Below are 26421 nucleotides of genomic sequence, written 5' to 3' on the forward strand. Positions count from 1 at the left end.
TGCACTGCGTTCGCCCCCTGCCCGAACCGGGACGTCCCACCCCGACTCCGGGCCAGCCCGGCCTTCCGGACAGATAGCGATCATGCAACAGCCCCTGCCTTGATGATGCTCTTGCCCTCTTCCCAGACGTCGTTGGAGAGTTCCCAGATGATGACGCCCTGGGCTCCCACGTCCCTGAGGAACTTCAGTTTGGTGACGGCGGTGTCCGGGGTCTCGAAATAGATGTTGTGGGCATAGGAGTAGTCTCCCGGCGGCAGGGGGTTGGTGAGGACGGGCCGGGGGGTGGTTCCTGGAACCTTGATGTTCGCGTTCGCGGCTCGATGCGCGTCCGGGAACGCGGCCAGGATCTCCTTGTACCTCAGAACCTTGTATCCCGGGGGCACCTGCCCGGTCAGGTCGTCCGGGTCCTTGGCCGCGGCGAAGTCATATCCGTAGACGGGCACCCCTGCCGCTATTTTGTCGCGGGCCACTCCCTGCCCCGCCCCCTGCCAGTTCACGAAGAGCGGGTTCGTCCAGTACCAGAGGGAGTCCTCGACGGACAGAATCGGGTTGTTCTCCATGTTGTCCGATTCCGTGGCATTCGGGCTGCCTCCCGTTCGGGGGCCTGGCCAGCCGCCCTGTTGTTCGGGAAGGTACGACTCCTGGTAGACATCCGACTCGCGAATGTTCGACGTGTCCTTGCCGCGTATCTTGAACAAGGCGGTGTGCGGGCCCACCGGGGACCCGTCCCAGGACCCGGTGAGGTCGTAGGTCATGATCCCGAGCCAGTCGACGTGGTCCGCGATCCCTGAGTCGTAGTTGTTCCCGTACCACGAGGTGCCGAAAACGGCTGCCGACACGATTTTGTCGGGCATGGCCTGCTTCAGTCTCTGAGCGAGCAGCGTCAAACCCCGCCCTGCGGGATGCGGCCCGTCGCTCTTCATCCGGCCACCCTGGTCCTGCTGGCCGGGCCTGCCCCACCAGCACTCCAGGTCGAGGTCAACGCCGCCGAGACCGTTGGCGGTGACGAAGTTCACCACATTGCGCACGATCTGGTCGAGCCGCGGGGTGGCCGGGTTGTTCCCCACCTCCGTCATCAGGTCCAAGAAGGCGTAGTCGTTCGCGCCGCCCAGCGCGACCATGATCTTGGTGTTGTACAAATTCCCGGCGATGACCACTTCCGGGAGGACCGTCCTGATCTCGGCGACCGACGCGGGGTCGAAATCCCCGGGGTCGGTCTCGCTGAACGTCAGGAACGAGATAATGCCGTGCGTGATGTACTGGTACATCTCGCCGTTGCCGTAGTCGAACCCCTCCCCTTTTCGCCACGTGGGGATGTAGGCGATGATCTTCGATTGCCGGGCGGGTGTGCTGGAGGTCTGATCGTACAGTTCGTCGAAAAAACGCCAGCCATTCGTGTTGGCGTCACCCACCCCTGGCTCCGAAGCCCAGAAGGCCGCACGGAAGATATTGCCCTTGTACTTGGTGACGGCCCCCGCCTGGTACCCTTCGGGTTTCGCAACCCACTCGGGAACGTCAGGATAATCCGACGAAACACCCACTGGGAAATCACTCCTATGGTGCGGACCATTTTTCTCCGGATGAGCACCCCGTCCGGCGGGGTTGATTCAGTGCAGTCGCGGCCAGTCAACCAGAGGCGTTCCCATCACCCCAGGCCAGAATCAGCCATCGAAGGTTTCCCCGATTGTTCGGATGAACGGCTTGGACTCTTCGTCCCGGTCCTTGACCCGGAAACGGATTTCTGCTGCGAGGACCTGGGTATTTTGACCTGGCCGGCCGATCAGGGCTTCGGCGTAGTCGCGTGACGTCCGTTTCGTGATCATCCGAGGCCGGGGAGTGCGAGGGGGCGGCGGGCAGGTGGATCCTGCGGCCCTTCGCGCTGGCCGCGCCGCGCAGGGGCTTGCCGTCCACTGCGAGGCCGCGCAGCCCGGTCGCCTTCGGGCGGCGGCCGGCGAGCCACCTTCCGACGGCCAGGCGGTGGCGCATCCCACGTGGGTCACGCGGGGTCCGGCACCTCGGCCAGCCGTTCCAGCAGGCCCAGGACCTCCTCGGGTCCGACCTGCGGATTCCCGCGCAGTTGGTCAAGGGCAGGCGGGACCGGGGATGACGCGTCGGCAGGCATGGCCCTCCACCCGGATCACGGGGCGTGGAGAACTCCATGATCTTGGAAGCCGTGCCTGTCACGTTCCCAGATCACCACCGCCGAGCCGGCAGTTCGCCGCAAGCCGGGCGTCACGCGACTACGCCGAAGCCCTGGGGGCGCAGGACCCCGCGCCCCCAGCCCTCTGCCCGTCCAGGAGCCCAGGCGGCTCCCACAACGAACCGGCTGCAGACGGGCCGGGGCATCAACGCCGTCAGATGTGCTGTATATATGCCTGATGGCCGCTTCTCAGTTCCAGCTTCGCTGTGTTACCGAGCAGGAGTTCGCTGCCTGGGCGCGTATGATCGCCGACACCTACGGCGCGGATCGGTCGGAGGAGGAACTGGCCGATCAGCGAGCCGCGACGGACCTCTCCCGGACCCTGGCCGTGTTCGACGAGGGCCAGCCGGTTGCCGGGGCCTCCGTCTACAGCCGGATGCTGACCGTGCCCGGTGGCGTCCTGCCCGTGGCGGGGATCGCCTCGGTGGGTGTGGCCCCGACGCACCGCCGCCGCGGCATCCTCACCTCGATGATGCGCGCCCAGTTGACCGACCTGCACGAGCAGCGACGAGAGGCGATCGCCGCGCTTCGCCCTTCCGAGGCCGGCATTTACGGACGGTACGGCTACGGCCCCGCGACGGTCGGCAACCGGATGCGGTGCGACCGGCGCGCCATGCGCTTTCGCCCGGACACCGACTTCGGTGACGGAACCGTCCGGCTGCAGCACGCCGCCCAGGCCCGGCCCCTCCTGGAGGAGATCTACGATCAGGTCCGCATCACTACGGTCGGCTGGCCCGACCGGCAGGCGGCCCACTGGGCGGTGCGCCTCGCCGACCATCCGCACCGGCGCGGCCCGGCGACCTCGCTCCGGTTCGCCGTGCACTACGAGCGTGACGGACGCGCCACCGGCTACGCGCTCTATCGGCACAGCTCCACGCCGGACGGGCTCGGCGGCAGTGCCGGGGTGGTGGAGGTGGTGGAGCTGGCGGCGTGCTCGCGCCGGTCGTACGCGGCGCTGTGGCGCTTCCTCGCCGGGATCGATCTGGTGACCTGGATCGACTACGAGGGTGCCGTGGACGAGCCTCTGCCGCACCTGCTGGTCGAGCCGCGGGCGGTCCGGGCCGCACCGGTGGACCGTCTGTGGCTGCGGCTGGCCGATGTCGACAGGGCCTTGGCAGGCCGGGGCTACAGCTTTCCACTGGACCTGGTGCTGGAGGTGCGGGACGACTTCTGCCCGTGGAACAACGGGCGCCACCGGCTGCAGGCAGAAGCAGGTAAGGCCCTCTGCGAGCCCACGACCGCTCCAGCCGACCTACGGCTGACGGCGGCGGAACTCGGTGCCGCCTTCCTCGGCGGCACCTCGCTGACCGCCCTCGCGGCCGCCGGCCACGTCGAGGAGCTGCGGCGCGGTGCGCTCTCCCGCGCCTCGGCGGCCTTCCGCGGCGACCGCGAACCCTGGTACCCCGGCGGCTGGGCCTTCCCGCTCTACTGAACAGCCCCTCGAACGCCGCTGCCGTCTCGTCCGACGAGAGCCCGGCGACGGTCGCCCGGCTCGTGCGGGGGTTCCACGGCCTGGCGGCCGGCACTCCGCTGACCGATCTCACCGCGCTCAGCGATGACGGGTCGGGCAGGCGCCGGTCCAGCCGGCGAACAGGCTCCGCGGTTCGCGCCCACGCCGGCCGACAGGTCCGACGGTCCGGTTCCGCCGGGGCACCTCGTGTCGCGCTGGGACCTGCCGTCTGCGGCGTTCGCGGTTGACGCGGCTCGGGCGGCGGGACGCCGACCGACGGCGGTGCCTCGGCGCCCGCGACGCTGTTCGCGCCGCGGGCCAGGGCCTTCGGATGTGGAGGCGCGCTTACGGGAGGACGATGTCGCGGCCGGGTCCGCCTTCGAGGGTGTCCTTTCCGGTGCCACCGCAGAGGAAGTCGTCGCCGCCTTCGCCGTCCAGTGTGTCGCTGCCGGGGCCGCCGAGGACGATGTCGCGGCCGTCCCCGCCCATGACGTGGTCGTCGCCGGGGCCGGCGTGCACGGTGTCGTCACCGCCGTAGCCCTCGATCATGTCGTCGCCCCGGCCGCCCCACATCCGCTGGTTGCTGCTGTCACCCATCAGGTGGTCCATGCCGTCGCCACCGTGCAGGGCTGCGGGCCCCATGACCATGTCGTTCCCCGCGTCGCCCAGCACCGTGCGTGCGGTGTGGGCGTGCAGTTCGTCGTCGCCTGGGCCGCCGCTGACGGTGCCGACCCCGGGGGTGAAGGCGGCGATCGTGTCGTCGCCGTCGCCGAGGAAGACGTCGATCCTGTCGGGCCGTGGGCTGTCGGCGGGCAGTTCGCAGACGACGGAGGTGGTGTCCTCGGGTCTGGAGTACGTGCAGTGGTCGCCCGGTTCGATCGGGACCACATCGCTGAAGCCGATCCGCCGGATCCCGTCGCTGGTGTACATGGAGAATATGTTGAGGTTGTTGGCCTGCCCTGCGGCGGCGGTGAAGACGATCGACTGAGTTGCCCAGTCGGCTCCGACGCGGGCCTTCGCCTCGGCGGCGGTGGCGGCGGCTGCCGGGCCGACGGCGAGGCCGGCGGTCAACAGGGTCGCGGCGACCGCGCTGACGGCGGCTCGGCTTCGGTTCATGAGACCTCATCTCGGTGGAGTGACGGTGGACCGACCTGCTTGGCGTGGTGCTGCCGGGGACGGGGCGGCCCCGGCCGTAAAGGCAGTCCCCCCTGCTGGTCCGGATCCGTAGGACCGCGAACTGACGCGGCGTCATGGTAAGCCGATGTCCCTCCGGATGTAATGGTTGGACTTCTTTGGCCGGGCACGCTCCCGGTGTCGCCGCGACAGGGGGCGCCGGCTCGATGCTGGTTCGGCGAAGGCGAGTTGGCCGACGCAGTCGATGGCCGGGATTGCCGGAGGAGCGGAGGGCGGCTGCCCGGCCGCGGGCGGAGGGGCTTCGCCCTCAGGCGGAACGAATCGCGGTCGGATTCGCCGAGGCGGAGGCGGTGTCGGAGCGTTGGGTGATCGACCGGGGGAGCTGCCGGGGCCCTGGCCGCTCCGGACGTGGCGGGAGTGCCCGCCGCGGGCGCGCGGGGCGGTATCGGCGGTGGCCGAAGGGAACCCTGGCGCGGGGGCTGCCGTGCCGCGCCGGCACGAGGCGGCGACCGTGGAGGTGATCGCGGTGGACCACCGATGGATCGTCGGTCTGGTGGCCGTCGCGTGGGTGAGGGCGGAGGGCTCGGCGGGGGACCGTCATCAGTGGGGAACCGGCGACGGCCGAGCCGCAGCCCATGCCGCCCGCTCACCGCGGGGCGGTCCTGTCCGGAACAGCCGTGTCGGCGAACGTGGCACGGACCCGGGCGTGATCAGCCGGGCCTCTTCTCCATGGCCTGGCTGACGTTCACCGGGAAGTGTTCCGGTATCTGGTCCGCGAGCGTCCTGGGGTCGCCGCGGCGGCCCAGGTGAGCCGGAGCGCGCCGGGACTGATCCGCGTTGCCGGCGGCTTCCCTTCCCGCGGCATCCACGCTCCGGCGTCGTCGGTCCGGATCCGAGGAGTACGCACGCTCCCGCTGCGTGCCGTCGGCCGCGTTCCCCGCCCGATGCGCCGTACAACCGCAGCTCCCACCAGGCAACCTGTCCGGCGAGGCCGACTCGGGTGTACCGAAGCGCGCCATCGGGGCCCGGGGTCTCGCGTGCTGTGGAACTGGACGGCCCTCACGCCGGAACCGGGTCTCGCTGCCATGCCGCGGACGTCCCTCCCCGGCATCGCCCCGCACACCGGTCCGGGCCGTATTCTCGCTTTCCGGTCCCGGGAACGGTTCTGGCTCCCGGCTCACGGCAGATTCCCTGCTCGCCGCCCACCCCTGTGATCAATTCCGTTTGTGTCATTGACATTTCACTCAGAAGACGTACCGTTGGGAGCGCTCCCATTGCACCTTGCAACTGGAAGGAGTTCCCCCCACATGCGCAAGCAGAGTTCGTTAAACGGGCACTGGCGGTCGTCCCTCCGCCGGCCGCTCCAGGCGCTCGTCATGGTGTTCGCCGTGGTCGCCAGCGCACTGACCTGGTCCGCCCCCGCCCAGGCTCACGGCACCATCGTCAACCCCGCCTCCCGCGCGTACCAGTGCTGGAAGACGTGGGGCGGCAACCACATGAGCCCGGCCATGCAGACCGAAGACCCCATGTGTTATCAGGCGTTCCAGGCCAACCCTGACACCATGTGGAACTGGATGAGCGCGCTCCGCGACGGCCTCGGTGGCCAGTTCCAGGCGCGGACTCCCGACGGGACGCTCTGCAGCAACAACCTCTCGAGGAACGCCAGCCTGAACAAGCCCGGGCCGTGGAAGACGACCAACGTCAGCAACAACTTCACGGTCCAGCTGCACGACCAGGCGTCCCACGGCGCCGACTACTTCAGGGTCTACGTGAGCAAGCAGGGCTTCAACCCCAAGACCCAGACCCTGGGCTGGGGTGACCTCGACTTCATCACGCAGACCGGCCGCTTCGCCCCGGCGCAGGACATCAGGTTCAACGTCAACACCTCCGGCTACACCGGACACCACATCCTGTTCGTGATCTGGCAGGCCTCGCACCTCGACCAGGCCTACATGTGGTGCAGCGACGTGAACTTCGGCTGAGCCGGAGGGAGCCGCACACGGCACCGGCCTCCGCCGGGCACCGGTGACCCGCCGCCCGGCCGACCGAGCCCCGTCGGGGCAGGGGACCCGTTGGGTCACCCCGCCCCGACGGGGCCCCCTGCTCTCCCGGTGCGAACACACCCGATCGCGCGGCAGTCGCACGGTACCGGCTCCCCACCGTCTCGTCGTACGACTCCGGCACTCAACGGCCACGGAGAATCCTCGGCACCGTCAGCCCACCGGTGTATCGCGCCGCCCTGGCCTTCCCCGGCCTCGGCGCCCGGGCCGCCCCCCTGCTGCGCCTCCGCCTCGCCGACGTGGTGATGACGGAGGAGGACGGCAGCACCAGCCACCGGTCGTTCGCCAAGGACCTCACCTCCGCCCCGCTCACCATCGTCGGCACGGGCGCCTACGCCCCGCTGGCCAACGCCGTGCTGGACGCCATGCCCGGCGACTGGGGACCGGCGGTCCCGATTACGTGGACTCCCGGTACACCCTCGTCCGGAACAACACGGGCTCGTTCAAAGGCGCGCGGGGCGACGGCGCCATGACACTCGGACCGTACTGGGTGCCGGCCTTCTGAACCGACGCCCGGACCGGTCCCGGTGCGGCCTGCCGGCTCCTCCCGATGCGGTGGAGCCGGAGCGTGCGGGGGCTCGGGCCCCGGGCGCAACGGCAGAAAAGGCTCAGTCCTGCCGGGCGGCGGCGGAGTCCGGGTCCGGAGCGCTGTCCGCACGGCCCTGGTGCGTCAGGATCCGCAACGCGTCGGCGGAGCTCGGGTCGTTCGGGGTGTAGACCTCCAGACGGTGGTCGGGGCTGTCGGGCTGGAGCCAGACCTGGTAGGTGACGCTTGCGGCACCGACGGTGGGGTGCTGGAGGTGCATGGTGCCGACGGTGCAGTCGGCGACCTCCCCGGCCGCCCACATCATCGCGAAGTCGTCGCTGCGCATCGTGAGTTCCCCGATCAGCTCCGCCAGCCGCGCGTCGGTGGGAAAACGACCGGCGGTGAGGCGGAGGTAGGCGACGTGGACGCGGGCGAGTTCGTCCCAGTTGCGGTACAGGTCACGGGTGAGCGGATCGAGGAAGAACATCCGGGGAACGGAGGGACGCCGCGCCGACTCCTGCGGTGCGTTGAAGTCGATGTGCTCGGCGATGAGGGCGTGACCTGTGCGGTTCCACGCGAGCACGTCTCCACGCCGGCCCAGCACGATCGCCGGCGTCGCTTCGTCGAGCGCCTCCAGAAGCGTGAGCACCCGTGGGTTGGGCGTCTCGTGACACGGCTCGGAGAGTCCGGGGTTCGGCGGCTGCCGGGCGAGATTGTGCAGATGGACGCGCTCGACCTCGTCGAGTCGCAGCACCCGCGCGAGGGCGTTGAGAACCTGTTCGGAGGCGGTCCCCACCTGCCCCTGCTCCAGACGGGTGTAGTACCCCGCACTCACCCCCGCGAGTTGCGCGAGTTCTTCACGTCGCAGGCCCGGGACCCGGCGGGCGGCCCCGTATGTGCGTAACCCGATCTCGGCTGGTGTGACCCGGTCACGTCGGCTCTTCAGGAATGTTCCAAGGCTCTCCACGTCATCGAGGGCAGGCCGCCCGGACATCCCGTTGGGTACACCTGTCAGGTGTACCCATGGCAGGAGGATGGCTGGCGGACAGCCCTTGCCGGAGCGTGGGAGACATGTCCGAACAGCACGCGCACACCTCACCCGGCCGACGGGCCTGGCTCGGTCTCCTGGTGACCCTCGGGCCGGTACTCCTGGTGTCCATGGACGGATCGATCCTGTTCCTGGCGATGCCCCGGGTCAGCCAGGCGCTCACGCCCACCGCGGACCAGGCCTTATGGATCCTGGACATCTACGGCTTCGCCGTCGGCTCCCTGCTCATCGCGTTCGGCGGCATCGGGGACCGGTACGGTCGGCTGAAGCTGCTCATGATCGGTGCGGCGGTCTTCGGCATCGGATCCGCGGCTGCGGCCCTCGCGCCCACCCCGGAGTTCCTCATCGCCGCCCGCGCCCTCATGGGAGTGGCGGGGGCGACCCTCCTGCCCTCCGCCCTGGCGGTGCTGAGCGAACTGTTCGGCGACCCCCGGCGGCGGGCCCAGGCCATCGGGATCTTCGCAGCGGCATTCGCCGTCGGGTTCGCCATCGGTCCGGTCGTCGGCGGCGTCCTGCTGGAACGGTTCTGGTGGGGATCGGTCTTCCTGGTCAACCTCCCCGTCATCGCTCTGTTCCTGGTCTTCGCGCCGGTCCTCCTCGGCGAAGTACGCGCGACCCGGCCGGGCCGTGTCGACGCGTTCAGCGTCGCGACCTCCGCGGTCGGCCTCCTGCTCGTGATCTACGGTCTCAAGCACACTGCGGCCGGAGGCGTCTCGGCCGTCCCCCTGGCCACGGGAATCGCGGGAGCGGCGTTGCTGACGTGGTTCGCTCTCCGCCAGCGGCGCCTCGAGTACCCGCTGATGGACTTCTCGCTCTTCCGCGACCGCGTCTTCACGGTCGCGATCATCACCGGGTTGTTGCCGCTGGCCGCGTGGTCGGCGACCGCCTACCTGGCGGGTGTCTACCTCCAGTCCGTCCTCGGACTGCCGGTTCTGCGCGCCGCGCTTCTCGCCCTGCCCGGCGCTATGGTGCTCACCACCACGTGTATCGTCACACCGATGGTGGTGGACCGCATCGGCAAGCGGACCGCCCTGGTCATCTGCCACTTCTCCATCGCCGGAGGCCTTCTGCTCCTGCTTCCGGCCACGACCGCCGGCGGAGTCGGCTGGTACGTCGCTTCCACGGCCGTCGCGGGTGTCGGCTATGGCATCTCCTTCGCCGTCGTCGCCGACACCGCGGTCGGCGCGGTCCCCACGGAGCGAGCCGGTTCGGCAGGGGCCATCGCCGAGACCGGCAACGAGATCGGCAACGCCCTCGGCATCGCGCTCCTCGGCTCGCTCGCCGCGCTGATCTTCCGTCTCCAGGGGCCCGACCTCGCGCCCACCCTCGACGAAACGCTCCAGCTCCCCAGCCTGGCGTCCCACCTCGCCGGGGAAGCGAAGTCGGCCTTCGTCACCGGCCTGCACGCGGCCGCCGTCGTGGCCAGCCTCCTGCATCTGGCCCTCGGGGCCCTCGCGCTCCGCTGGCTTCCCAGGTCGGCAACACCGGAGGCCACCGCCGACCCCCTTTCCGAGGACACGGCGGACCGCGCGAGGACGACCGCCTGACGCACCGGGTGTGACACCGCCTGCCCCGGCGGCCGGAACCGGAGGCGCCGGGGCAGGCGGTGCCCCTCTTCCCGAAGGCTCCGGAGTCCGTTGCGGGACGGGCGCGTACGAGCCCTCGTCCTGTGTGCCGGCTGGTCCTGGCTGGTTTCGAGGGGTCTCAGCCAGGCGGCCGGTGGTCGGCCAGGGCACCCGGGGCAGCGCGAAGCCGTCGCCGGCCTCCATCCCCTTGATCGCCTGGACACCCATCGGCACCGCCGCCAGCCGGGCGTCGCCCACCCCGTACTTCTGCATCCCGCCAGGTCCGCGTGGCCGGGCCGGCGCCGGGTCAGCGGCGCGTTCCGGGCCAGCGCGGCCAGCTCGGCCTCGTCCACCGGATCGGCCGCCATCACCTTCTCCCACTTGGGCCACTCGGTGTTCCCGCTCGGCCCCGCGCATGGCCGAGCGGCTGGTTCGAGGACATCACGGTCGGCCGGTGACACCGTCGGGCCCAGAGGGTCCCCCGGCCGGAGGGGGTCGGCCGGGGGCGCTGGGAGGGGATGCTCAGGCAGCCGGGGTGTTCAGCACGTACTCGCGTGAGGCGTGGACCTCGCGGCGCAAGGCGGTCAGGTCGACGTCAAGGACGTGGCCGTTCCACTTTCGGGGCTCGCCGCCCACGAGGACGGCGCTGATGTTGCGTGCGTCGGAGCCCAGCACGACGGTGCCGATGGGGTCGTTGAGCGGCATGTTGTTGAGGTCCTCGGCCCGGACGACCAGCAGGTCGGCCTTCTTGCCCGGGGTGAGCGAGCCGGTGACGGCGGCCAGGCCGTTGGTGCGGGCGCCCTGGAGGGTGGCGAAGTCCAGGACGTCGTGGGTGGTGATGCGGGCCGGCTGCCGGTCGGTGCCGTGGGCGGCGTTGACGGCCCGCATCCGCTGGATGGCGTGCAGGGTGCGCATCTGCGTGAACATGTCGCTGACCAGTGCCACCTCGACGTCGATGCTCAGTCCGGGGCGGATGCCGGCGGACAGGGCCTCGTCGACGGCGGGGATCGCGGTCTCCAGGCCGATCTGAGCGTCGGAGGTGGGGGCGAGCGCCACGGTGGTGCCGGTCTCCCCCATCGCCTTCCACGCCTTCGGGGTCAGTCCGGTGGCGTGGACGAGGGTGACGTCGGGGCCGAGGATGCCGTCTTCGGCCCAGCACAGGACCGCCTCGGAGGAGGACGCGCCGAAGACGGCGTCCACGCTCACGCCGATGCCCAGGTCCCTCGCGACGCGGGCGAGTTCGGGGCCGTAGGCGAGCGCCGGGCCGGCGATCTCGTCGGTGGCGAGTGCCGCCAGGCGCAGGGTCAGCAGCTGGTCGTCGCTGTTGAAGTACCGTTCCCTGAGGCGGGTCAGGTCACCGGGCCACTGCTTGTCCCAGTCGCCGAAGTGCGGGCCCATGGAGGCGTGCACGCCGCGGATGCCGGTGTCGAGGAGGGCCTCGACGGCGGCGTCGGAGTGTTCGGGGGTGCGGGAGTTGTGGGAGAAGTCGAGCATGGTCGTGATGCCGCTGTCGATCGCGGTGAGGGCGGCCAGCTTGGTGCCGACGTACATGTCCTCGGGCCGGTAGACCGTGGCGTGGCCGGCCAGGGTGGTCATGACGTAGGCGCCGAGGTCGTCGACGTCCGGCATGATCCGGCGCAGCTGGGTCTCCCAGGCGTGCCGGTGGGTGTCGACGAAGCCGGGGGTGAGGACGGTGCCGGTGGCGTCGACGACGACGGCGTCGCCGGCGTCGAGGTCGGGACCGACGGCGGTGATGGTGTCGCCCTCGACGTGCAGGTCGGCGTTGTGCAGGACGCCGAGGTCGGGGTCCATGGTGACGATGGTCGCGCCGGTGAACAGGATGCTCCGTTCGTCCGCGGGGCGGCGCCGGAGCCGGTCGAGGACGGCCGCGCTGGTGGTGTCGTTGACGTTCACGAGGGGTCTGCTTTCCGTGGCTCTCAGGGAGCGGGTGGTGGGCTGCCGGGGGCGCCGGCGCCGGTCGGTTTCCGGTCCTGGTCGGCCCGGCCGCAAAGGCCAGGGCGCCGTTTTCCCGGGTGCCGCGCACCCGGGATCAGGACGTGTGCGGGCGCGGCCGGCGGTCAGCTGCGCTTCATGACGTAACCCGCGTGGTGCAGTTCGTCGCCCTTGAACTCCCCGTAGGCCCAGAAGCCGAGGTCGTCCAGGTAGTCGATGCGGTCGCCGTCGATCCAGAACCGGCCCTGGTAGGCGTGGGGGCGACCGCCCCGTGTCTCGTCGTAGCGGCCGTCGGCGGTGAGTTCCTGGTGCAGGAAGTCCTCCCGGTCGATCCAGACGCCGAGCCGTGGGCTGCCGGTCAGGTCCGGTGCGGCGGGGATGCCCGCCTCGGGGGCGGTTGGTCTGCCGGGGACGTCGGCGCCGGCCCACCGGACGGGCCGGCCGGCTGCGACCAGCGCGCGGACCTGCTCCGGGCGGGAGACGAGAGTGGCCACCGCGCTCGGCACGTCGGCGGCGAGTTCGTCGGGCACCACCAGGAAGTCGGTGGTGCTGCCCGGGGTCAGTGTCGCGACGTACTCCGAGCGTCGGCCGCGTCCGCCGACCAGCGCGACGGTGTCCACGACGGCGGGAACGACGGTCGTGCCCGTGCAGTCGACGACGATGGCGTCGTCGTCCTGTGCCGCGGTGACGATGGCGGGACCGACGCCCACGATCAGGGAGCCGATGAGCAGGATGTCGGCACCGGTCATGGTCCCGATCAGCGGGTCCATCGTCATGATCCGGGCGTTGGTGAACAGGACCGGACGGCCACCGTCGTTCGAGACGATCTCGTCGAGGGCCTCCGGGTTCCAGTTCACGGTGCCGGTGTCAGTGGTGGTCATGGTGTTCCTCAAGGTGGGTTCGGCTCGTCGGTCGGCCCGACGAACGAGGCGAGCGCCCGTGTGGGCAGGGGGAGATGCCCCGCGGTCTGCTCTGCGGTCACCGCAGCGGCATGACCACCAGGTTCGTCGCGCCGCGGAACCGGAACCAGGCCGCCGTGCTCCCAGGTGCGCGGCACCCACGGCCGGCCCCACTGCTCGTGCCGGGCCGCAGGGCGGTCCCGCGCGTTCCCGGTCCACCGCTTCCGGGGCTCGTCGCCTGTTCCGGCACCCTCGCCTGGCCACGCCGTGTTCCGCTCGCCATCGTGGGTGCACGACTCCCGGGAGGCCCGCTCCTGGGGGGACGGCGGCCTGGTCGCCTCCCGGCGCGGGCCCGAGAGTGAAGCCATGACCAGCAACGACACGCCCCGCGCCCCGCACCCGTACGTCGGGATGTGGGTGACCGCGGACGGCTTCATCCGCCAGGAACTACTGCCGGACGGCCGCTACGACGAGGCCCGCGGAAAGCGGCGGAGCGCCTACACCGGCCGGTACACCGTCACCGGTGACCACATCGACTACGTCGACGACACCGGATTCACCGCCACCGGCGACGTCCGCGACGGTGTCCTCTTCCACGAGCATCTGGTGCTCTACCGCGAGGGCGACGAGCGCATCCGGCGGGGAGGCACCCCGTCGTGTGGCTGAGGCTTCTCCGTCATCGGTCCGAGCGGCCAGGCGCAGGGTGAGGACGGCTCGAACGAGACGGGTGATCCGGGTGGTCGAGCACCGGAGCCTGCGGAGGGCCGCCAGGGCTTGAGGGCGGCGGCCTGCTCGACGAGGGCCCGGATCCTCGTGTGGGACCGGTTGTCAGCCTGCTGACCAGCGAAAAGGGTCTCCCACCGACCCCAGTGCGGGATGCGGATCGTGCCGTCGGCACCCCGGTAGCCCCCGTCGGCGCAGCGCGTGATGCCGGCCTCGGCGAGGGCGTCGACGATGCCGTGGGGGCGGACGGCGTGGACGGCGTCGGGCAGGGCCGGTCCACTGCGATGTCCCCCGGCCTTCGGCCGGGGGAGCCCCCGGTCGGTGGCGAAGTCACCCTCGCCCAGGCCGGTCAGGGCCTCGTACAGACCCGGCGCCCACGAGGCCAGAGCGAGCAGTGGCTGCCGGAAGCAGCCCGGCTTCCGCCACGCGAGTTCCGTTCACGCCTTCGGGCGCAGACGGGCCACGAGCCGTGCCCGACCAGCTCGTGCGGGACGCCGGGCACGGCTCGATACGGAACCAGCAGGGCCCCTCGGGTCGCCGGTGTCGAGTGAGATCGACACTTCGACGACGAGGGGCCCTGCCGTGTCACCGCCCCTGCCGGCCAGCCGTTTCAACTCCGGCGTCTACAACGTCACGTCCCGCGACAATCAGGTGCGGGTGACGCGGAAGGCGCTGACCCAATTGCCGATTTTCGAGTAACCGGTTCTGTCGATGACAATCGCCCCCCCGGTGCAGTTGTAGTTGTCCCACAGTTCCACTCTGGTCCCGCTCTCGGTGCGGGCGGACTCGATCTCATCGTTCCAGTTGTCGCCGACGTACTTGCACTGCCCTGCGTTTCCTTCGAACCACCTGTCCCTGCCTGACCAGCTTTTTCCGTCGTAGGCGTGGAACTTGCCGACTGCGGCAACGCCGTTGGAGGAGCCGGGGGACGAGAGTGCGAGGGGCTGGGCGTATGACGGGTGGGCAATGACGACTGTGGCGGCCAAGGCCGCGGACGTGAACAGAATTCTACGCAAGACATCTCCTTCGGTCGTCATGTCATGTTCGGGTGAACGAGGCCATGGGAATCGAAATCGATGCCCTCGGTGAGCTGGTGCACCTGGACCGGCGACGTTCCCTCCGCATCGGCGACCCCCGTACATGCTCGCCGGGCGGAACGCCTCGCGTGAGGTGCCGGCTCCCTCGCTCCCCTTCTTCCGCCTGCTCTGGAGACAGAGACGAGTCCGGTTCGGCGGTGGTCGGTTCAGCCGACCGGGCTCTTTCAGAGGTTCACACGGCGAGGCCGCCGGTGTCATGCGGTAATCGATGAGAACTGCGGCGCATTCGATAAACTTCCGTCCATGGTTGCAGGCGAGGCGGCAGGAGAGCCCGCCGGCGCGGTCGCGATGTCGTCGGCGGAGCCGAGCATTCACCAGTTGCGGTTGTTTCTGGTGTTGAGTGAGGAGTTGCATTTCGGTCACGCCGCGGCCCGGCTGTTCATCACACAATCCGCTCTCAGTCAGCAGATCCGCAGTCTTGAGAAGCGCCTTGGGGTGGCTCTTTTCGAACGCTCCAGCCGGGCGGTCGCCCTCACCCCGGCCGGCCGGGCGCTGCTGCCCGAGATCCGGGCGGCCATCGAGGCGGTGGAGCGGCTGCGGCGGACCGCGGACGCACAGCGGCGTCACCTCTCCGGCCGGGTGAGGGTGGGCACCGTCGGCGCGGAGGCGGCCATGCCGCACACCCGCGCCGTACTGCAGGCGCTGCGCCGCCGGCACCCCCGCCTGGAGGTGGAGATCCTCGGCCTGAACTTCGTCGACCAGCTGGGCGCCCTGTACCGGCGGGAGGCCGATGTGGTCTTCCTCAGGCCGCCGGTGCCCGGCGACATCGAGGTGCACCACCTGGCGACCGAACCCCGCGTGGCCTGCCTGCCCGGCGACGACCCCCTGGCGGCCCTGCCCCGGCTCACCCTCGACCGGCTCAGCGGATACCCGGTGGTGGACGTCCCCCCGCGGGTACCGCGGGTGTGGTGGGATTTCTGGGCGGTGGATCCGCGCCCCGACAACACCCCGGTGCGGTACGGTCCCGTCGCCGCGGACCTGGAGGCCCTGCTGCACATCGTGGCGCAGGGCGAGGCCATGGCCTTCCTCCCGGCCGTCGCCCGCGACCTCTTCCGCCGCCCCGGCGTGGGCTACGTCGACGTCGAGGACCTGCCGCCGTGCACCTCGGCCCTGGCCTGGGCGGCCGAACACCGCGACGACCCCGCCGTCGCCGCCGTACGACAGGCCGCACGATCGGTTCCACACGGCCGCACCCACCCCTGACCTCCCCTGCAGGCGACCGCGGCCGCCACGAGGCCGCTCAGGGCATCCCGGCGGCGGGCCCGGGGCGGTGCCGGGAACGGTTGCCGCGCGAGTCGTACGCCTTGTCGGCCGTACCCGGTCCGGTCGCTCGCGCGGCCTGCCGGGTCCGAGCCGGGAGGATCCCGCTCCGGCGACAGACTCTAGGGCTTGCGGGCCACCAGCGCGTAGCAGTTGACGGCGCTGTCGGGCAGTTCGGCTTCGAGTGCCTTCCCGGGCTGCCAGCGGTGGACCGACACGATGCCGGGCTCGACCAGTTCCAGTTCCTCCCCCAGCAGGGACCGGATCTGCTCCCGGCTGCGGGGTGCGCCTTGGGCGTTGATCCGGCCGCCGCGTGCGTAGATCTCGGCGACCCGGTCCATCAGGCGCGGGTTGGCGTCGGGGGTGGCGTGGCTGACGACCACGTGGCTGCCCGGTGCCAGGGCGGCCGTGAGGCGGCGGACGATCCCGCGGGGGTTCTTGTCGTCGCCGATGAGGTGGAGCAGCGCGCACAGGTAGAGGGCGACCGGCCGGTTCAGGTCGAGGGTGTCCGCGAGTTCGCGCGAGCCGAGGACGGCGTCGGGGTCGGTGGCGTCGGCGTGGAGGTACTCGGTGCGGCCTTCCGGGGATCCGGCCCGCAGGGTGGCGGCGTGGGCGAGCACGGTGGGGTCGTTGTCCACGTACAGCACCCGGCAGGTCGGTGCGATCCGCTGCACGGTCTGGTGGATGCTGGGGGTGTTCGGGGCGGGGATGCCGGTGCCGATGTCGAGGAACTGGCGGATGCCGGCCTCTTGGGCGAGCCAGCGGGCGGAGGCGTGGATGAAGGCGCGGTTGGCGGCCACGGCCTGACCGACCTCCGGCCAGATGCCCATGATCTCGCGTGCGATCCGCTCGTCCGTGGCGTAGTTGTCCTTGCCGCCGCCGAAGGCGTCGTAGACCCGTGCGCTGGAGGCCGCTCCCGCCGGTATGGCAGGTTCCCGGCCGCTGGAGTCGTCCGTGGTGGGCACGTCATGCATGCTTGCACTCCGGTCTGGGTCGTCGGCTCTCCGCTGCCGAGGGAGTCTCTGCGAGCGCCGGAAGCATATCGAGCGGACCCGCCCCCCCGGGGGTGATCGCCGGAACGAGCCAGGCGTCGTGCCGGCCCGGGGTCTCCCCGTCTCCGGTACGGACCGGCCTTCCTTCTCCGCACCGTGCCGGACTACGGGTACGCCTGCCACCGGCGTTCTGCCTCGGCGCGGGCCACTTCGGTGTCGTACTGACGCGCGTCGAAGTGGAACTCCGGCGGGGGACAGGGCGCGGCAGTGCCCCCCTCCCACGGAACCTCCCAGTCCGACCACTGCACGATCTCCCCGAACCGCTGCACGGCCACGGTCAGGAAGCCGCAGCAGCCACCGGTGCATTCCGGTTCCCCCAGTTCCAGACGGCGCGCCTCGCCGGTCGCCCGGAGAGGACTGGGGCGATCGGCCGGCAGTGCCACAGCCGCGTACGGTCCGCGGCCGCCTTCGCCGACCGTCCCCTCGACCACGTCCTCGCCGTTGACCCAGAACCGCACCTGAGCAGCGAACCGAGGGCCTGGCGGCATCACCCTGATCTCCAGACGATCGAACACCCACTCACCCTACTAGGCGCTTGGCGTCGGCTCGTGGCCCAGTCGACGCCTGTCCTCACCGGGCCGGCGGAAGGGCTCACGAGGTGCCCCCGGTCTCGTGGGCGTCGACCACGGCCCGGACGGGGTGCCTCCGGAAGTCGTGCTCACCTGCTGCCGGAATCCGCGAGCGGAACCGCCGCTCCCCCGCCGGTCGGCCCGCCGGATCCCGGGCGCCCGCGAGGAGCGCCGGCTCCGAACCGGGAAGCCGCCCGTCAAGGACGAGGGCGTGGGGGTTGTGGACAGCCGCGCCGGCGCCGTGAACACCACCGCGATCACTTCCCGGGCTTCGCCGGTCCGCCCCTCCACCAGGGGCCGGTGCCCCGGGAACCCGCTGAGGCACCGGGCCTGTGCCTGCGCCCGCGGCAGAACCGTACCCAGGGCCTGGCGGAGCGTCACTAGACTCCCGTCATGGCAGACATCGCACGTGGTATGCGGATCAGGGCGGGCGGCCCGGCCGACGCACCAGCCGTACTGGACATGCTCGACTCCGCGGTGGCCTGGATGAACAGTCGCGGCAACACCGAGCAGTGGGGCACGACACCGTACTCGCGGAAGCCGGGCGGAGTGGAGCGGGTCGAACGGTACATGACCGAGAACGCCCCGTACATCGCGGAGTTGGACGGGGCGCCTGTCGGAGCCCTGGTGCTGGACTCCGGGCCCAACCCGCAGATGCCGATCGCGCCGGCCGGGGAGCCCGAGCGGTACGTCCGGCTGCTGGTCTCCGACCGGCGGCACGCCGGTCGGGGCATCGGGGCGGCGCTGCTGGCCCACGCCGCGGAGGAGACCCGGCGGGCCGGCGTGGAGCTGCTGCGGGTCGACTGCTGGGCGGGCGGCGGGGGCGAACTGGTCGCGTTCTACGAGCGCAACGGTTTCACCCCCACCGAGAGGTTCCTGTCCGGCACATGGCCGGGACAGGTGCTGGCCCGGCGGGTCGGCTGACGGCACGGGCAGGGTGCCCGACGACAGGCCCACCCGGCGGGTCATGGGCGCCGGCCGGCCGCGCTCCGGTGGTGCACGGCTCCTCGTCCGTTCCGGGTGCCCTGCGGGGCGTCGTCGGCGCTGCCGCGATGCTCGCGCGCCGCGATCCGGGCCGGCTTCGTCAGCCGTCATGCCGTCGCGGACCGGGGCGGTACAGCCCCCAGGGGGCCCGTGCGTCCGGACGCATGGGCTCCCGCAGGGGGTGCCGGTCGGGGACGGGAGGGTGTTCTCGACCGGGGATCGCGTTCATGGCGATGCGGGCTGCGCCGAGGGCTCTGCCCCGGCGTCCGGTTCCAGACGGCGTCGCGGCTCGCGGATGCGTGTGGCGCGGGTGTCGTCGAGGACCGAAGGCCGAAGGACCGACGCCGACTCGGGCTTGCGGGCGGGCGCCCGCTTCCGGCCGGTACGGGTCCACGGCGGGGACCTGTCGTGTTCCTGGGGTCCGTTCCCCGTGGCGGTGGCCGTCGGACAGCCGGGCTGGGGCTCCGGCCGGCGGGCTCGGGATCGGACGGCGGTTCCGGGCCGCGCTTCACGCTCTTTCTCCCCGCCGGGACCGGTGTTCACGGCCGCGCTGTCAGACGGGGATGATCCGCCCGTTCTCGATCCGGTAGTTCTCGGTCGGCGAGCACCCGGTCGACGGCGTGATCAGCAGGCTGACGGCAACCGGTGCGGGTTCCGTACCGGCGGTGGAGAACTCGCACACCGCGTGGCGCCCGGTCAGCGGGAACCAGAACCAGGCGTCCGTCTCGCCGACCAGAGCACGGTCCGATTCCCTCCACGCACCGTCCTTGAAGGTGAAGACCTGGAGGCGCACGGATGCCGCGAGCGGGTCGGTTGGCGACCTCAGCGCGGTGAGTGTGAACGTGAAGTCCCTGCCCAGGACCGATGTGGCGATCCGTCGGCTTTCCGTCGCCCGGGGCCCGGTCTGCGGTTCCTTCCCCTGGCCCGCCGTCGGGCGGGCCTGCGGGCCGGCCGGCGGCGGGTTCGGCGGGCCGCCGGCGGTTGCGCCGACCGTGACGGTGGCGGCCGTGGCGGTGGCCAGGACGGCGCCCCAGCCTATGAGCGTGCGGAGGTTTCTGGTCACGGTGTCTCCACATGTGGTGGTGGGTACGGGTCGCGGGGGCGCTTCGTGTCGCTCCCGGCTGCTCGGGCCTCTTGGAGCTCACGGCCGGTCGGCGGCCGCGCCGACGCCGGTCCGAGGTGGTGCGCCTCCGTCTGCTGGGGCGCTGAAGGCCCTGTGAACGCCGGCCGGGACGGGCCCGCGGCAGGAGCAGCCGCCCGACACGGTTCGGGGAAACCCCTGCTCCTGCCGCCACGTCCCGGCCGGCGCCGGTACCGCCTGACGCGGTTACTTGCCGGGGAAGGACGGGGGCGTGGTGGGCATCGGCGCCTCGGACGGGCTGCGGCCGTCCCCGGTTCGTTGAGGCCGCACGTCGAGGACTTCGAACGTGAGGTGCCAGGTCGCCGGCGTCGACACCCGCTGTGTCACCTGGCCGCGCGCCTCGCGGAACTCCCCGGTGCCTCCGGTGATCGCGTTGACGACCGGGCCGGGTACCGGAATTCCGGCTTGCTCGCCCTGGACGGTGATCTGTCCCTCCGGCAGGACCGCGGTCGACGAGCACTGTCCCGCGTTGCGTTCGAGGTCGGTGATGACGCAGAACCCGCCGAAGCGTCCGACGAGGCGGTCCTCCGGTCCCCCGGTCGACACCAGGTTCCCGCTGAAGACGAACTGGTCTCCGACGCTGCGGCCCGCTGCGCCCAGATCCAGTTCCTCCCCGACCCGCAGCCGGGCCTCCACGCGGATGGTGCGGCTTCTCGCCGAGGAGTCTCCGGCAGGGTGGGTTGCCGTGGTCTCGGCCGTCTTCCGCGGGACCACGTCGGCCGACACGGATCCGATGGGAGCGAGCCCGGCGGATCCGCCGAGAACCGCAGCGGCGAGGAGTACGAAGGGTCGGCTGGCGAAGCCCATGGTCGCCTCCGTGTTCGTGGGGACGGGCAGGGTCGGAACCGTCCGGGCTCCGTCCGGCACCGGATTTCACCGGACGGCGACGCGCCGGGTCGGTTCGCGGGGGATCAGGCGCCCGAGCGGATCCGGGACCCGTGGGCGAGTGCGGGTGGGAAGGCCCGCGGCATCACCGGGGGAGTTCGTCCTGGTCGCTCCGGCGTGACGGATGTCGTCCGGACTGGTTCATGACGGGCACTCCGTCTGACGACAACGCTAATGGCAGCGGTGAAGACCTGCTCAGCGGAGAACCGGGACTGGGGCCATTGGGGTGCATTCCCCGGAGGGCGGGGGCTTCGCGTGCGGCGGAACCGTCCGGTCGGGCATGTGGTCCCGGTCGATCGCCCCGGCCGGAGGGCGGTGAGGGAGCGCCGGCGGTCACGGCGGGGGTCGGCCGCGGGTCCGCCGTGGGCGAACCCGTCTGGATGCCCGGTGGCCGCGGTGCTTGGGTGTGGGGATGGACCTTCTGGTGCTGGGCGGAACGGCATGGGTGGGCCGGGAGCTGTCCCGGCAGGCGATCGAGCGCGGCCACCGGGTGACGTGCCTGGCCCGCGGCGAGAGCGGGGGCGTCGCGGACGGGGCCGTGCTGGTGGCCGCCGACCGGCGCGATCCCTCGGCCTACGCGCCCCTGCTCGGCCGTGACTGGGACGCGGTCGTGGAGGTGTCCTGGCAGCCGGGCTTCGTCCGCGGGGCGCTCGACGCCCTGGGCGGCAGGGCCCGGCACTGGACCTGTGTCTCCTCCATCAGTGCCTACGCATCCCACGCCGTACCGGGCGCGGACGAGTCCGCGCCCCTCCTCGCCCCGACCGGCCGGAGCGAGGTCGACCGTGCGGTGTACGGCGAGGCGAAGGCGGCCTGCGAGCAGGCGTCGGAGACGGCCGTGGGCGGCCGTCTCCTCATCGCCCGCGCCGGGCTCATCGGCGGCCCGGGCGACCGCAGCGGACGTTCCGGCTACTGGCCGGCCCGCGCCGCACGCGACCCCCGGGGCCCGATGCTGGTCCCCGACACCCCAGCCCTGCCGACCCAGGTGGTCGACGTGCGGGATCTGGCCGCCTGGCTGCTCGACGCCGCGGAGGCGGGGAGGACCGGCACCTATGACGCCGTCGGTCCGGTCGTTCCCCTCAAGGAGTGGATCGCGCTGTCCCGCGCCGTCGGCGGGCACACCGGTCCGGTGGTCGCCGCCGATTCGGCCTGGTTGCTGGCGAACGGCGTGGCCGAGTACATGGGGGCCGAGTCGCTGCCGATGTGGCTGGTGAAGCCGGGCTGGGAGGGGTTCTCCGCCCGGAGCGGAGCCGCGGCACGCGCCGCGGGGCTGCGTCATCGGCCCCGGGCGGAGCTGCTGGCCGACACTCTGCGCTGGGAACGCGAGCAGGGCCTGGACCGGGTCAGGCGCGCCGGCCTGAGCGCCCGGCGCGAACGCGAACTGCTCGACGCCCTCGGCTGAACGGCCCCGTCGCCTTCCTGGTGGCCGCCCGCTGCGGCAAGCGCGGCCACGTCCGCCCCCGGCAGCGCCGCGGCGCCCCCGGTCGGCCGGCGCCTCCTGCCGGTCCGGGAGGCCGGCGTTCCCCCGTCGTGGCGGAGGGGGCCGCTCCAGCCGGTGCCGGCGCCGGGCGGGGTCACGGCCGCTCGTGGTCCGTGCGGAGGCGGGCGAGGAGTTTCCCGGCGGCGTCCAGGGCCGGTTCGCGCACCACATAGCGAGTGATGCCCCAGCGTCGCTGATACTCGGCCAGCGAGGCGGCGATCTCCTCCTCGGTGCCGATCCAGGCGTACGGCGCGGCCAGGACGTCCCGTGCGGTGCACCCGGCCAATTCGGCGAAGCGGTGCGCGGCGGCCTCCGCATCGTCGGTGATCTCCACCACCTGGACGAGCGCCTCGCGTGCGGGCGCGCTCTCCCGTCCGGCGGCACCCCGCTCCACCAGTTCCACCTGCCGGTCGATGTCCTCGCTCCGCCACCGCACTTCGTGGTTGTGCCCGTCCGGCAGGGTGCGGCCGAGCCCGCTCAGTGCGACGACGTCGGCGTGCTCGCCCGCCCATCGCAGCAGGGTGGAGTTGCCGCCGCCGAAGGTGAACGGCACCCGGTCCTGTACCGGGCGCGGGCCGTCCAGCCGCGCTGCCCGGGCGTACACCTCCGGGCCCCCGACGGTCACTTCCTTCCCCTCCAGCAGCGCGCGGCACGCCTCGGCCACGGCGGTGAAGCGCCGTACGCGCCCGGTGACGTCCGGGCGCTGCGAGCCGAGCATGGACCATTCGGCGGGGGTGTGCCCGGCGCCCAGCGCCAGCCGGGCCCGGCCGCCCGAGACGACGTCCAGGGTGGCGACGTCGGAGGCGAGCAGCAGCGGCTCGCGCACTCCGGCGTTGGCCACGTAGGGCCCCAGGCCGATGCGTCGGGTGACCGGCGCGGCGGCCGCCAGCGCGACGAACGGTGAGGCCGCCGCCCCGGGGTGGTCGGGGACGAGCAGTGCGTCGAAGCCCGCGGCCTCGCAGCGTCGGGCGAGGGCGGTCCAGGAGTTCATGTCATTCGGTACAGCCTGTACAGAAATCGAGACCATGGCGGTCATCCTGGCAGCGCGGGCCGTCCCACCGCCACACGCCGGAGGGCGGTCAGCCGACGGCGAACGCCTGATCCTCCTGGGCGTCGAGGCCCCACAATCGGCGGGGACGGTGAGGCGGCCGAAGGTGCCGGAAGCGCTGTGCGCCATGGTTGGGGCGGTCGCGGCCCCGGCGCGGTGGGCGTTCGTCGCCGCCGTACCCGATCGGCTGTGCGTGAGGGAGGCCCGTGCCCTGCCGGGCGCGGAAGGCGTCGTCCTGCGCCGCCCCGGGGAGCCCGCCGGTCACCGGAGGATGTCGGTGTTGGCGTCGAATACGTGGGACTGGCCGGGAGGCCCGGGCAGGATCTCCGAACGGATTTCCCCGGTCATGAAGGACAGCAGGAACCGTGCGCAGGACACGGCGTGGCCCTCCCACCCCGGGCCGCGCCCCTCGTTGATCGTCACCGTCCACTCCTCAGGAGCCCGGCCCGGCCCGGCGAGCCAGTAGAGGTACTGCCCGCCGTCCTCCACATAAGCCCAGGGCAGCAGGCGCGTTCCGTCCTCCGTCAGGCCGGCGGGCTTCGGCTCGCCGATCGCCCACAGTCCGGGCAGGACCTCCTCCCGCTCCCGGGTGACGGCGAGCAGGTCGTGGTCCTCGACCGGGCATCCCGGCTCCAGGAGCCAGACGACCTCGTCGAACACCCCGCCGCCGTAGAGGTCGACGAGCTGCTTGTAGTCCTCCGGCAGCGGCGTGCCCAGCTCGGCCTCCACGGCCTTCCAGTCGCGGGGGCGCGGCGGAGCCGGGGGAGGGACGAGTTCGGCGATGCGGGCCACCACGGGGTCCATGCCCTCTCTCCTTACCTGGTGTTTCGGCCAACTGCTACCGGCTGACGGGCTCGTGCACGGCAGGTGGTGGGATGCCGGGGGTGGCGGCGGGCTTGAGGGCGGCATGAACCAGGCTGGTGATGCGGGTGGTGGAGCACCGCGGTCCGCGCAGGAGCCGCCGGCTCCTCGGGGTGGCCATGGCCTGCTCGGCGCGTCGGAACGCGCTCGCGGCGGTCGGGCCCGCGCAGCTCACATCCGGGATCTCAGCACGTCGACCTCGCAGCCCGGCGCGAACGGGTCGAAGCCGTGCTCGACCAGCCAGCGGACCGCCAGCAGGCTCCGCAGCGACCACCACGCGCGGATCACGTCGAGGTCGACGCCGGTGCCGTAGCCGGCGATGACGTCGCCGAGGTGTTCCTCGTGTCCGAGTGTCAGGGTGGCGAGGTCGAACAGGGCATCGCCCCTGCCCGCCTCGGACCAGTCGATGATGCCGGTGATCTCGTCGCCGTCGACGAACACGTGAGTGATCTGCAGGTCGCCGTGCGTGAACGCCGGAGTCCACGGCCGGAGTGCGGCCTCGGCGATCCGGCGGTTGCGGGTGACCAGGCCGGCGGGCAGGACACCGTTGGTCACGAGCCACTCGCACTCGCCGTCGAGATCCGCCGCCAACTCGCCGAGGTCCCGGCCGGGCCAGGGCGGCAACGGCGCGTCGTGCAACTTCCGGATGGCGGCGCCCGCCGCGGCCCACGCCGCCGGCGACGCGGTCGACGGCTCGCCGAGGCGGCCGAGCGCCGTCCCGCGGACCGCGGCGATCGCGAGCACGGGCGGCTTGCGCCACAGGATCCGCGGGGTCGGGACCGGCGCCAGGGCCATCGCCCCGACCTCGACGTCGATGCGCGCCTGATCGGCGTCCACCTTCAGGAACACGTCTCCGACGCGCAGGGTCGCGCGCTGGGAATGGGCGACGACCACCTCGACCTCAGCCATGGCGGCCAGTATCCCGGGATGACCGCCGACGTCACCAGGTCCGCCGCGTGCGGTCGCGCGGCTCCGCTCATGACGTCCGGCGGCGGATGCACGCGACTTCGCACATCGCGCCGGCGTCGTGGTGTTCGATGTCCACGAGTGACGGCGGCACACGTCGGCTCGGGGGCGCAGCGGTCGGGCGGGACGAGGGGCTCCGTGGCGGGCGACGGCGGCCGGACGGCCTGCTCCGAGGAGGATCACCCCATGCGAATCCTGATCATCACCGCCGGTTCACGGGGAGACGTCGCGCCCTATACGGGCCTGGGGCGGCGCCTGCTGGACGCGGGCCATCAGGTCGCCGTGACCGCTCACCCGTCCTTCGCCGCACTCGTCGGCGGGTGCGGTCTCGACTGCCGGCCTGTGCCGGGGGACCCGCGGGAGCTGATCCGGGGCTGGGCCCGGGCGTCGTCGCGGGAGGAGGTCCGGGCTCTGACGAGGGCGTACGCGGACGGGCTCGCCGACGGGGTGGCGCAGGCCGTGGCGGACGGAGCCGACCTGCTGCTCACCGCCTCCGGCGCGGCACCGCTCAGCCGGGCGGCAGGCGAAGCGCTCGGTGTCCCCGTCGTCGGCACCTGCCTCGTACCGTCCTTCGCCACCAGGCGGTTCCCGCTGCCCAACGCGCGGAGCGCCGGCGACCTGGGGCCGGAGGGCAACCTCGCCGCGGGCCGGGATGTGCTCAGACGCGCGGAGGGGGTCTTCGCGAGCGCCGTCACCCGGCTGCGCGCCCGCCTGGGGCTGCCCGCCGACGCGTCCTCGGCGCCGGTGGACGTCCGGCCGGTCTTCCACGGCTTCAGCCCGCTGGTGGTGCCGCGCCCCGGGGACTGGCCGTCCTGGGCCGACGTGGTGGGCTACTGGTGGCCCGCGCGGCCGGACGGCTGGCGTCCCCCGGCCGAACTGGCCGACTTCCTCCAGGCCGGTCCGCCTCCGGTGTTCATCGGGTTCGGCAGCATGGCACCGGGGCAGGGGGAACGGCTCAGCGAGCTGGTGGCCGCGGCGGTGAAGCGGGCGGGCGTGCGCGCGGTGGTGCAGGCGGGGTGGGCCGGTCTGAGCGGCAGCGGGGCCGACGTCCTGGCCATCGGTGACGTCCCGCACGACTGGCTGTTTCCGCGCACCGCCGCCGCCGTCCACCACGCCGGGGCGGGCACCACCGCGGCCGGACTGCGGGCCGGCGTGCCCGTCGTGCCCGTGCCCGTCATGGCCGACCAGCCCTTCTGGGCGTCCCGGCTGTACCGGCTGGGAGTCGCGCCACGGCCTGTGCCGTTCCAGGACCTCACCGCCGAAGCCCTCGGCGACGCGATCACGGCCTGCCTGTCCGAGCCGGCCCACCGCCGCCGCGCGGCCGAACTCGCCCGCGGAATCGCCGCGGAGGACGGCGCCGCCAGGGTGCTCGCCCACCTCGGCTCACCGGGCATCGGGTGAGGGGGCGCCGGGTGAGGCCGCAGCGCCGTGCTGCCGTGCTGCCGTACTGCCGTGCCGGGCCGCCCGGGGCGATCCGCCGCATCCGGTACGGCCGAAACGCGCGGGCGACTCGAACGCGCCCG

The 26421-nt window shown here is 72.2% G+C and carries 24 protein-coding genes and 3 pseudogenes; 9 read left to right on the plus strand and 18 right to left on the minus strand.

Features of this window, described 5'->3' with window-relative positions:
- Positions 1–80 precede the first annotated feature (80 nt).
- Both ABD358_RS06055 and ABD358_RS06060 read right to left on the minus strand, forming a co-directional pair.
- Positions 81–1541, minus strand: a complete 1461-nt coding sequence (locus ABD358_RS06055; protein ID WP_344629810.1) for a glycoside hydrolase family 18 protein — start codon at positions 1539–1541, stop codon at positions 81–83.
- Between the two features lie 455 nt (positions 1542–1996).
- Positions 1997–2122: a hypothetical protein gene (locus tag ABD358_RS06060; protein ID WP_344629811.1), complete on the minus strand. Its 126-nt coding sequence runs from the start codon at positions 2120–2122 to the stop codon at positions 1997–1999.
- A gap of 256 nt (positions 2123–2378) precedes the next feature.
- Here ABD358_RS06060 and ABD358_RS06065 point away from each other — a divergent pair, with 256 nt between their 5' ends.
- Entirely contained in the window at positions 2379–3632 is a 1254-nt protein-coding gene (locus tag ABD358_RS06065) for a GNAT family N-acetyltransferase (RefSeq protein WP_344629812.1), read from the plus strand.
- A gap of 363 nt (positions 3633–3995) precedes the next feature.
- Here ABD358_RS06065 and ABD358_RS06070 read toward each other — a convergent pair whose 3' ends face one another.
- A complete protein-coding gene (locus ABD358_RS06070; RefSeq protein WP_344629813.1) occupies positions 3996–4766 on the minus strand; it encodes a calcium-binding protein in 771 nt (256 codons plus the stop codon).
- Positions 4767–6091: 1325 nt separating this feature from the next.
- Between ABD358_RS06070 and ABD358_RS06075 the strand changes: the two genes are divergently transcribed.
- Together ABD358_RS06075 and ABD358_RS06080 are read left to right on the plus strand one after the other, a co-directional pair.
- The gene (locus ABD358_RS06075; protein ID WP_486388648.1) at positions 6092–6766 is read left to right on the plus strand and encodes a lytic polysaccharide monooxygenase auxiliary activity family 9 protein; all 675 of its coding nucleotides are present in this window, start codon (positions 6092–6094) and stop codon (positions 6764–6766) included.
- 242 nt (positions 6767–7008) lie between these two features.
- Positions 7009–7317: a hypothetical protein gene (locus ABD358_RS06080; RefSeq protein WP_344629814.1), complete on the plus strand. Its 309-nt coding sequence runs from the start codon at positions 7009–7011 to the stop codon at positions 7315–7317.
- Between the two features lie 135 nt (positions 7318–7452).
- Here ABD358_RS06080 and ABD358_RS06085 read toward each other — a convergent pair whose 3' ends face one another.
- Positions 7453–8364, minus strand: coding sequence for a helix-turn-helix transcriptional regulator (locus tag ABD358_RS06085; protein WP_344629815.1), 912 nt, complete (start codon positions 8362–8364; stop codon positions 7453–7455).
- Positions 8365–8441: 77 nt separating this feature from the next.
- Between ABD358_RS06085 and ABD358_RS06090 the strand changes: the two genes are divergently transcribed.
- Positions 8442–9965, plus strand: a complete 1524-nt coding sequence (locus tag ABD358_RS06090; protein WP_344629816.1) for an MFS transporter — start codon at positions 8442–8444, stop codon at positions 9963–9965.
- A 261-nt stretch (positions 9966–10226) separates the two neighbouring features.
- Here ABD358_RS06090 and ABD358_RS06095 read toward each other — a convergent pair.
- The 3 genes and pseudogenes from ABD358_RS06095 to ABD358_RS06105 form a co-directional block, all read right to left on the minus strand.
- Positions 10227–10402: pseudogene (locus ABD358_RS06095) on the minus strand (chorismate synthase); the annotation flags it as partial.
- A gap of 103 nt (positions 10403–10505) precedes the next feature.
- Positions 10506–11897, minus strand: a complete 1392-nt coding sequence (locus tag ABD358_RS06100; RefSeq protein ID WP_344629817.1) for an amidohydrolase family protein — start codon at positions 11895–11897, stop codon at positions 10506–10508.
- 164 nt (positions 11898–12061) lie between these two features.
- The gene (locus ABD358_RS06105) at positions 12062–12817 is read right to left on the minus strand and encodes an Atu4866 domain-containing protein (RefSeq protein ID WP_344629818.1); all 756 of its coding nucleotides are present in this window, start codon (positions 12815–12817) and stop codon (positions 12062–12064) included.
- Between the two features lie 384 nt (positions 12818–13201).
- Here ABD358_RS06105 and ABD358_RS06110 point away from each other — a divergent pair, with 384 nt between their 5' ends.
- Entirely contained in the window at positions 13202–13501 is a 300-nt protein-coding gene (locus ABD358_RS06110; protein ID WP_344629819.1) for an Atu4866 domain-containing protein, read from the plus strand.
- 21 nt (positions 13502–13522) lie between these two features.
- Here the strand turns inward: ABD358_RS06110 and ABD358_RS06115 are convergent.
- The 3 genes and pseudogenes from ABD358_RS06115 to ABD358_RS06125 all read right to left on the minus strand — a co-directional run.
- Positions 13523–13839, minus strand: a pseudogene (locus ABD358_RS06115) (IS5/IS1182 family transposase); the annotation flags it as partial.
- A gap of 48 nt (positions 13840–13887) precedes the next feature.
- A pseudogene (locus ABD358_RS06120) lies at positions 13888–14147 on the minus strand (hypothetical protein); the annotation flags it as partial.
- Between the two features lie 58 nt (positions 14148–14205).
- On the minus strand, positions 14206–14595 hold the full coding sequence (locus ABD358_RS06125; RefSeq protein ID WP_344629820.1) for a peptidase inhibitor family I36 protein: 390 nt from the start codon (positions 14593–14595) through the stop codon (positions 14206–14208).
- 348 nt (positions 14596–14943) lie between these two features.
- Here ABD358_RS06125 and ABD358_RS06130 point away from each other — a divergent pair, with 348 nt between their 5' ends.
- Complete coding sequence (locus ABD358_RS06130) at positions 14944–15858, plus strand: LysR family transcriptional regulator (protein ID WP_344630105.1); 915 nt, start codon at positions 14944–14946, stop codon at positions 15856–15858.
- Between the two features lie 179 nt (positions 15859–16037).
- Here the strand turns inward: ABD358_RS06130 and ABD358_RS06135 are convergent, their stop codons facing one another.
- Both ABD358_RS06135 and ABD358_RS06140 read right to left on the minus strand, forming a co-directional pair.
- Positions 16038–16880: an SAM-dependent methyltransferase gene (locus ABD358_RS06135; protein ID WP_344629821.1), complete on the minus strand. Its 843-nt coding sequence runs from the start codon at positions 16878–16880 to the stop codon at positions 16038–16040.
- A gap of 191 nt (positions 16881–17071) precedes the next feature.
- A complete protein-coding gene (locus tag ABD358_RS06140; protein ID WP_344629822.1) occupies positions 17072–17482 on the minus strand; it encodes a hypothetical protein in 411 nt (136 codons plus the stop codon).
- Positions 17483–17929: 447 nt separating this feature from the next.
- Here ABD358_RS06140 and ABD358_RS06145 point away from each other — a divergent pair, with 447 nt between their 5' ends.
- Positions 17930–18460: a GNAT family N-acetyltransferase gene (locus tag ABD358_RS06145; protein ID WP_344629823.1), complete on the plus strand. Its 531-nt coding sequence runs from the start codon at positions 17930–17932 to the stop codon at positions 18458–18460.
- 613 nt (positions 18461–19073) lie between these two features.
- On the opposite strand, the gene ABD358_RS06150 is transcribed toward ABD358_RS06145, so the two are convergent.
- A complete protein-coding gene (locus tag ABD358_RS06150; protein WP_344629824.1) occupies positions 19074–19583 on the minus strand; it encodes a hypothetical protein in 510 nt (169 codons plus the stop codon).
- Positions 19584–19847: 264 nt separating this feature from the next.
- Positions 19848–20387: an allene oxide cyclase barrel-like domain-containing protein gene (locus ABD358_RS06155; protein ID WP_344629825.1), complete on the minus strand. Its 540-nt coding sequence runs from the start codon at positions 20385–20387 to the stop codon at positions 19848–19850.
- A 571-nt stretch (positions 20388–20958) separates the two neighbouring features.
- On the opposite strand from ABD358_RS06155, the gene ABD358_RS06160 reads away from it, so the two are divergent.
- Positions 20959–21945 carry an NAD-dependent epimerase/dehydratase family protein gene (locus ABD358_RS06160; RefSeq protein ID WP_344629826.1) on the plus strand — a complete coding sequence of 329 codons (987 nt, stop codon included), beginning with the start codon at positions 20959–20961 and terminating at the stop codon, positions 21943–21945.
- A 172-nt stretch (positions 21946–22117) separates the two neighbouring features.
- On the opposite strand, the gene ABD358_RS06165 is transcribed toward ABD358_RS06160, so the two are convergent.
- From ABD358_RS06165 to ABD358_RS06180, 4 genes are all read right to left on the minus strand, one after another.
- Positions 22118–23014: an LLM class flavin-dependent oxidoreductase gene (locus ABD358_RS06165; protein WP_344629827.1), complete on the minus strand. Its 897-nt coding sequence runs from the start codon at positions 23012–23014 to the stop codon at positions 22118–22120.
- A gap of 318 nt (positions 23015–23332) precedes the next feature.
- Complete coding sequence (locus tag ABD358_RS06170) at positions 23333–23875, minus strand: SMI1/KNR4 family protein (protein ID WP_344629828.1); 543 nt, start codon at positions 23873–23875, stop codon at positions 23333–23335.
- 34 nt (positions 23876–23909) lie between these two features.
- Complete coding sequence (locus ABD358_RS06175) at positions 23910–24107, minus strand: hypothetical protein (RefSeq protein WP_344630121.1); 198 nt, start codon at positions 24105–24107, stop codon at positions 23910–23912.
- A complete protein-coding gene (locus tag ABD358_RS06180; RefSeq protein WP_344629829.1) occupies positions 24104–24841 on the minus strand; it encodes a phosphotransferase family protein in 738 nt (245 codons plus the stop codon). The genes ABD358_RS06175 and ABD358_RS06180 overlap by 4 nt, the downstream gene beginning before the upstream one ends.
- Positions 24842–25084: 243 nt before the next feature.
- Between ABD358_RS06180 and ABD358_RS06185 the strand changes: the two genes are divergently transcribed.
- Entirely contained in the window at positions 25085–26299 is a 1215-nt protein-coding gene (locus tag ABD358_RS06185; protein ID WP_344629830.1) for a glycosyltransferase, read from the plus strand.
- Positions 26300–26421: the final 122 nt, after the last annotated feature.

It is taken from the genome of Streptomyces glaucosporus, assembly GCF_039533345.1.
Lineage (GTDB): Bacteria > Actinomycetota > Actinomycetes > Streptomycetales > Streptomycetaceae > Streptomyces > Streptomyces glaucosporus.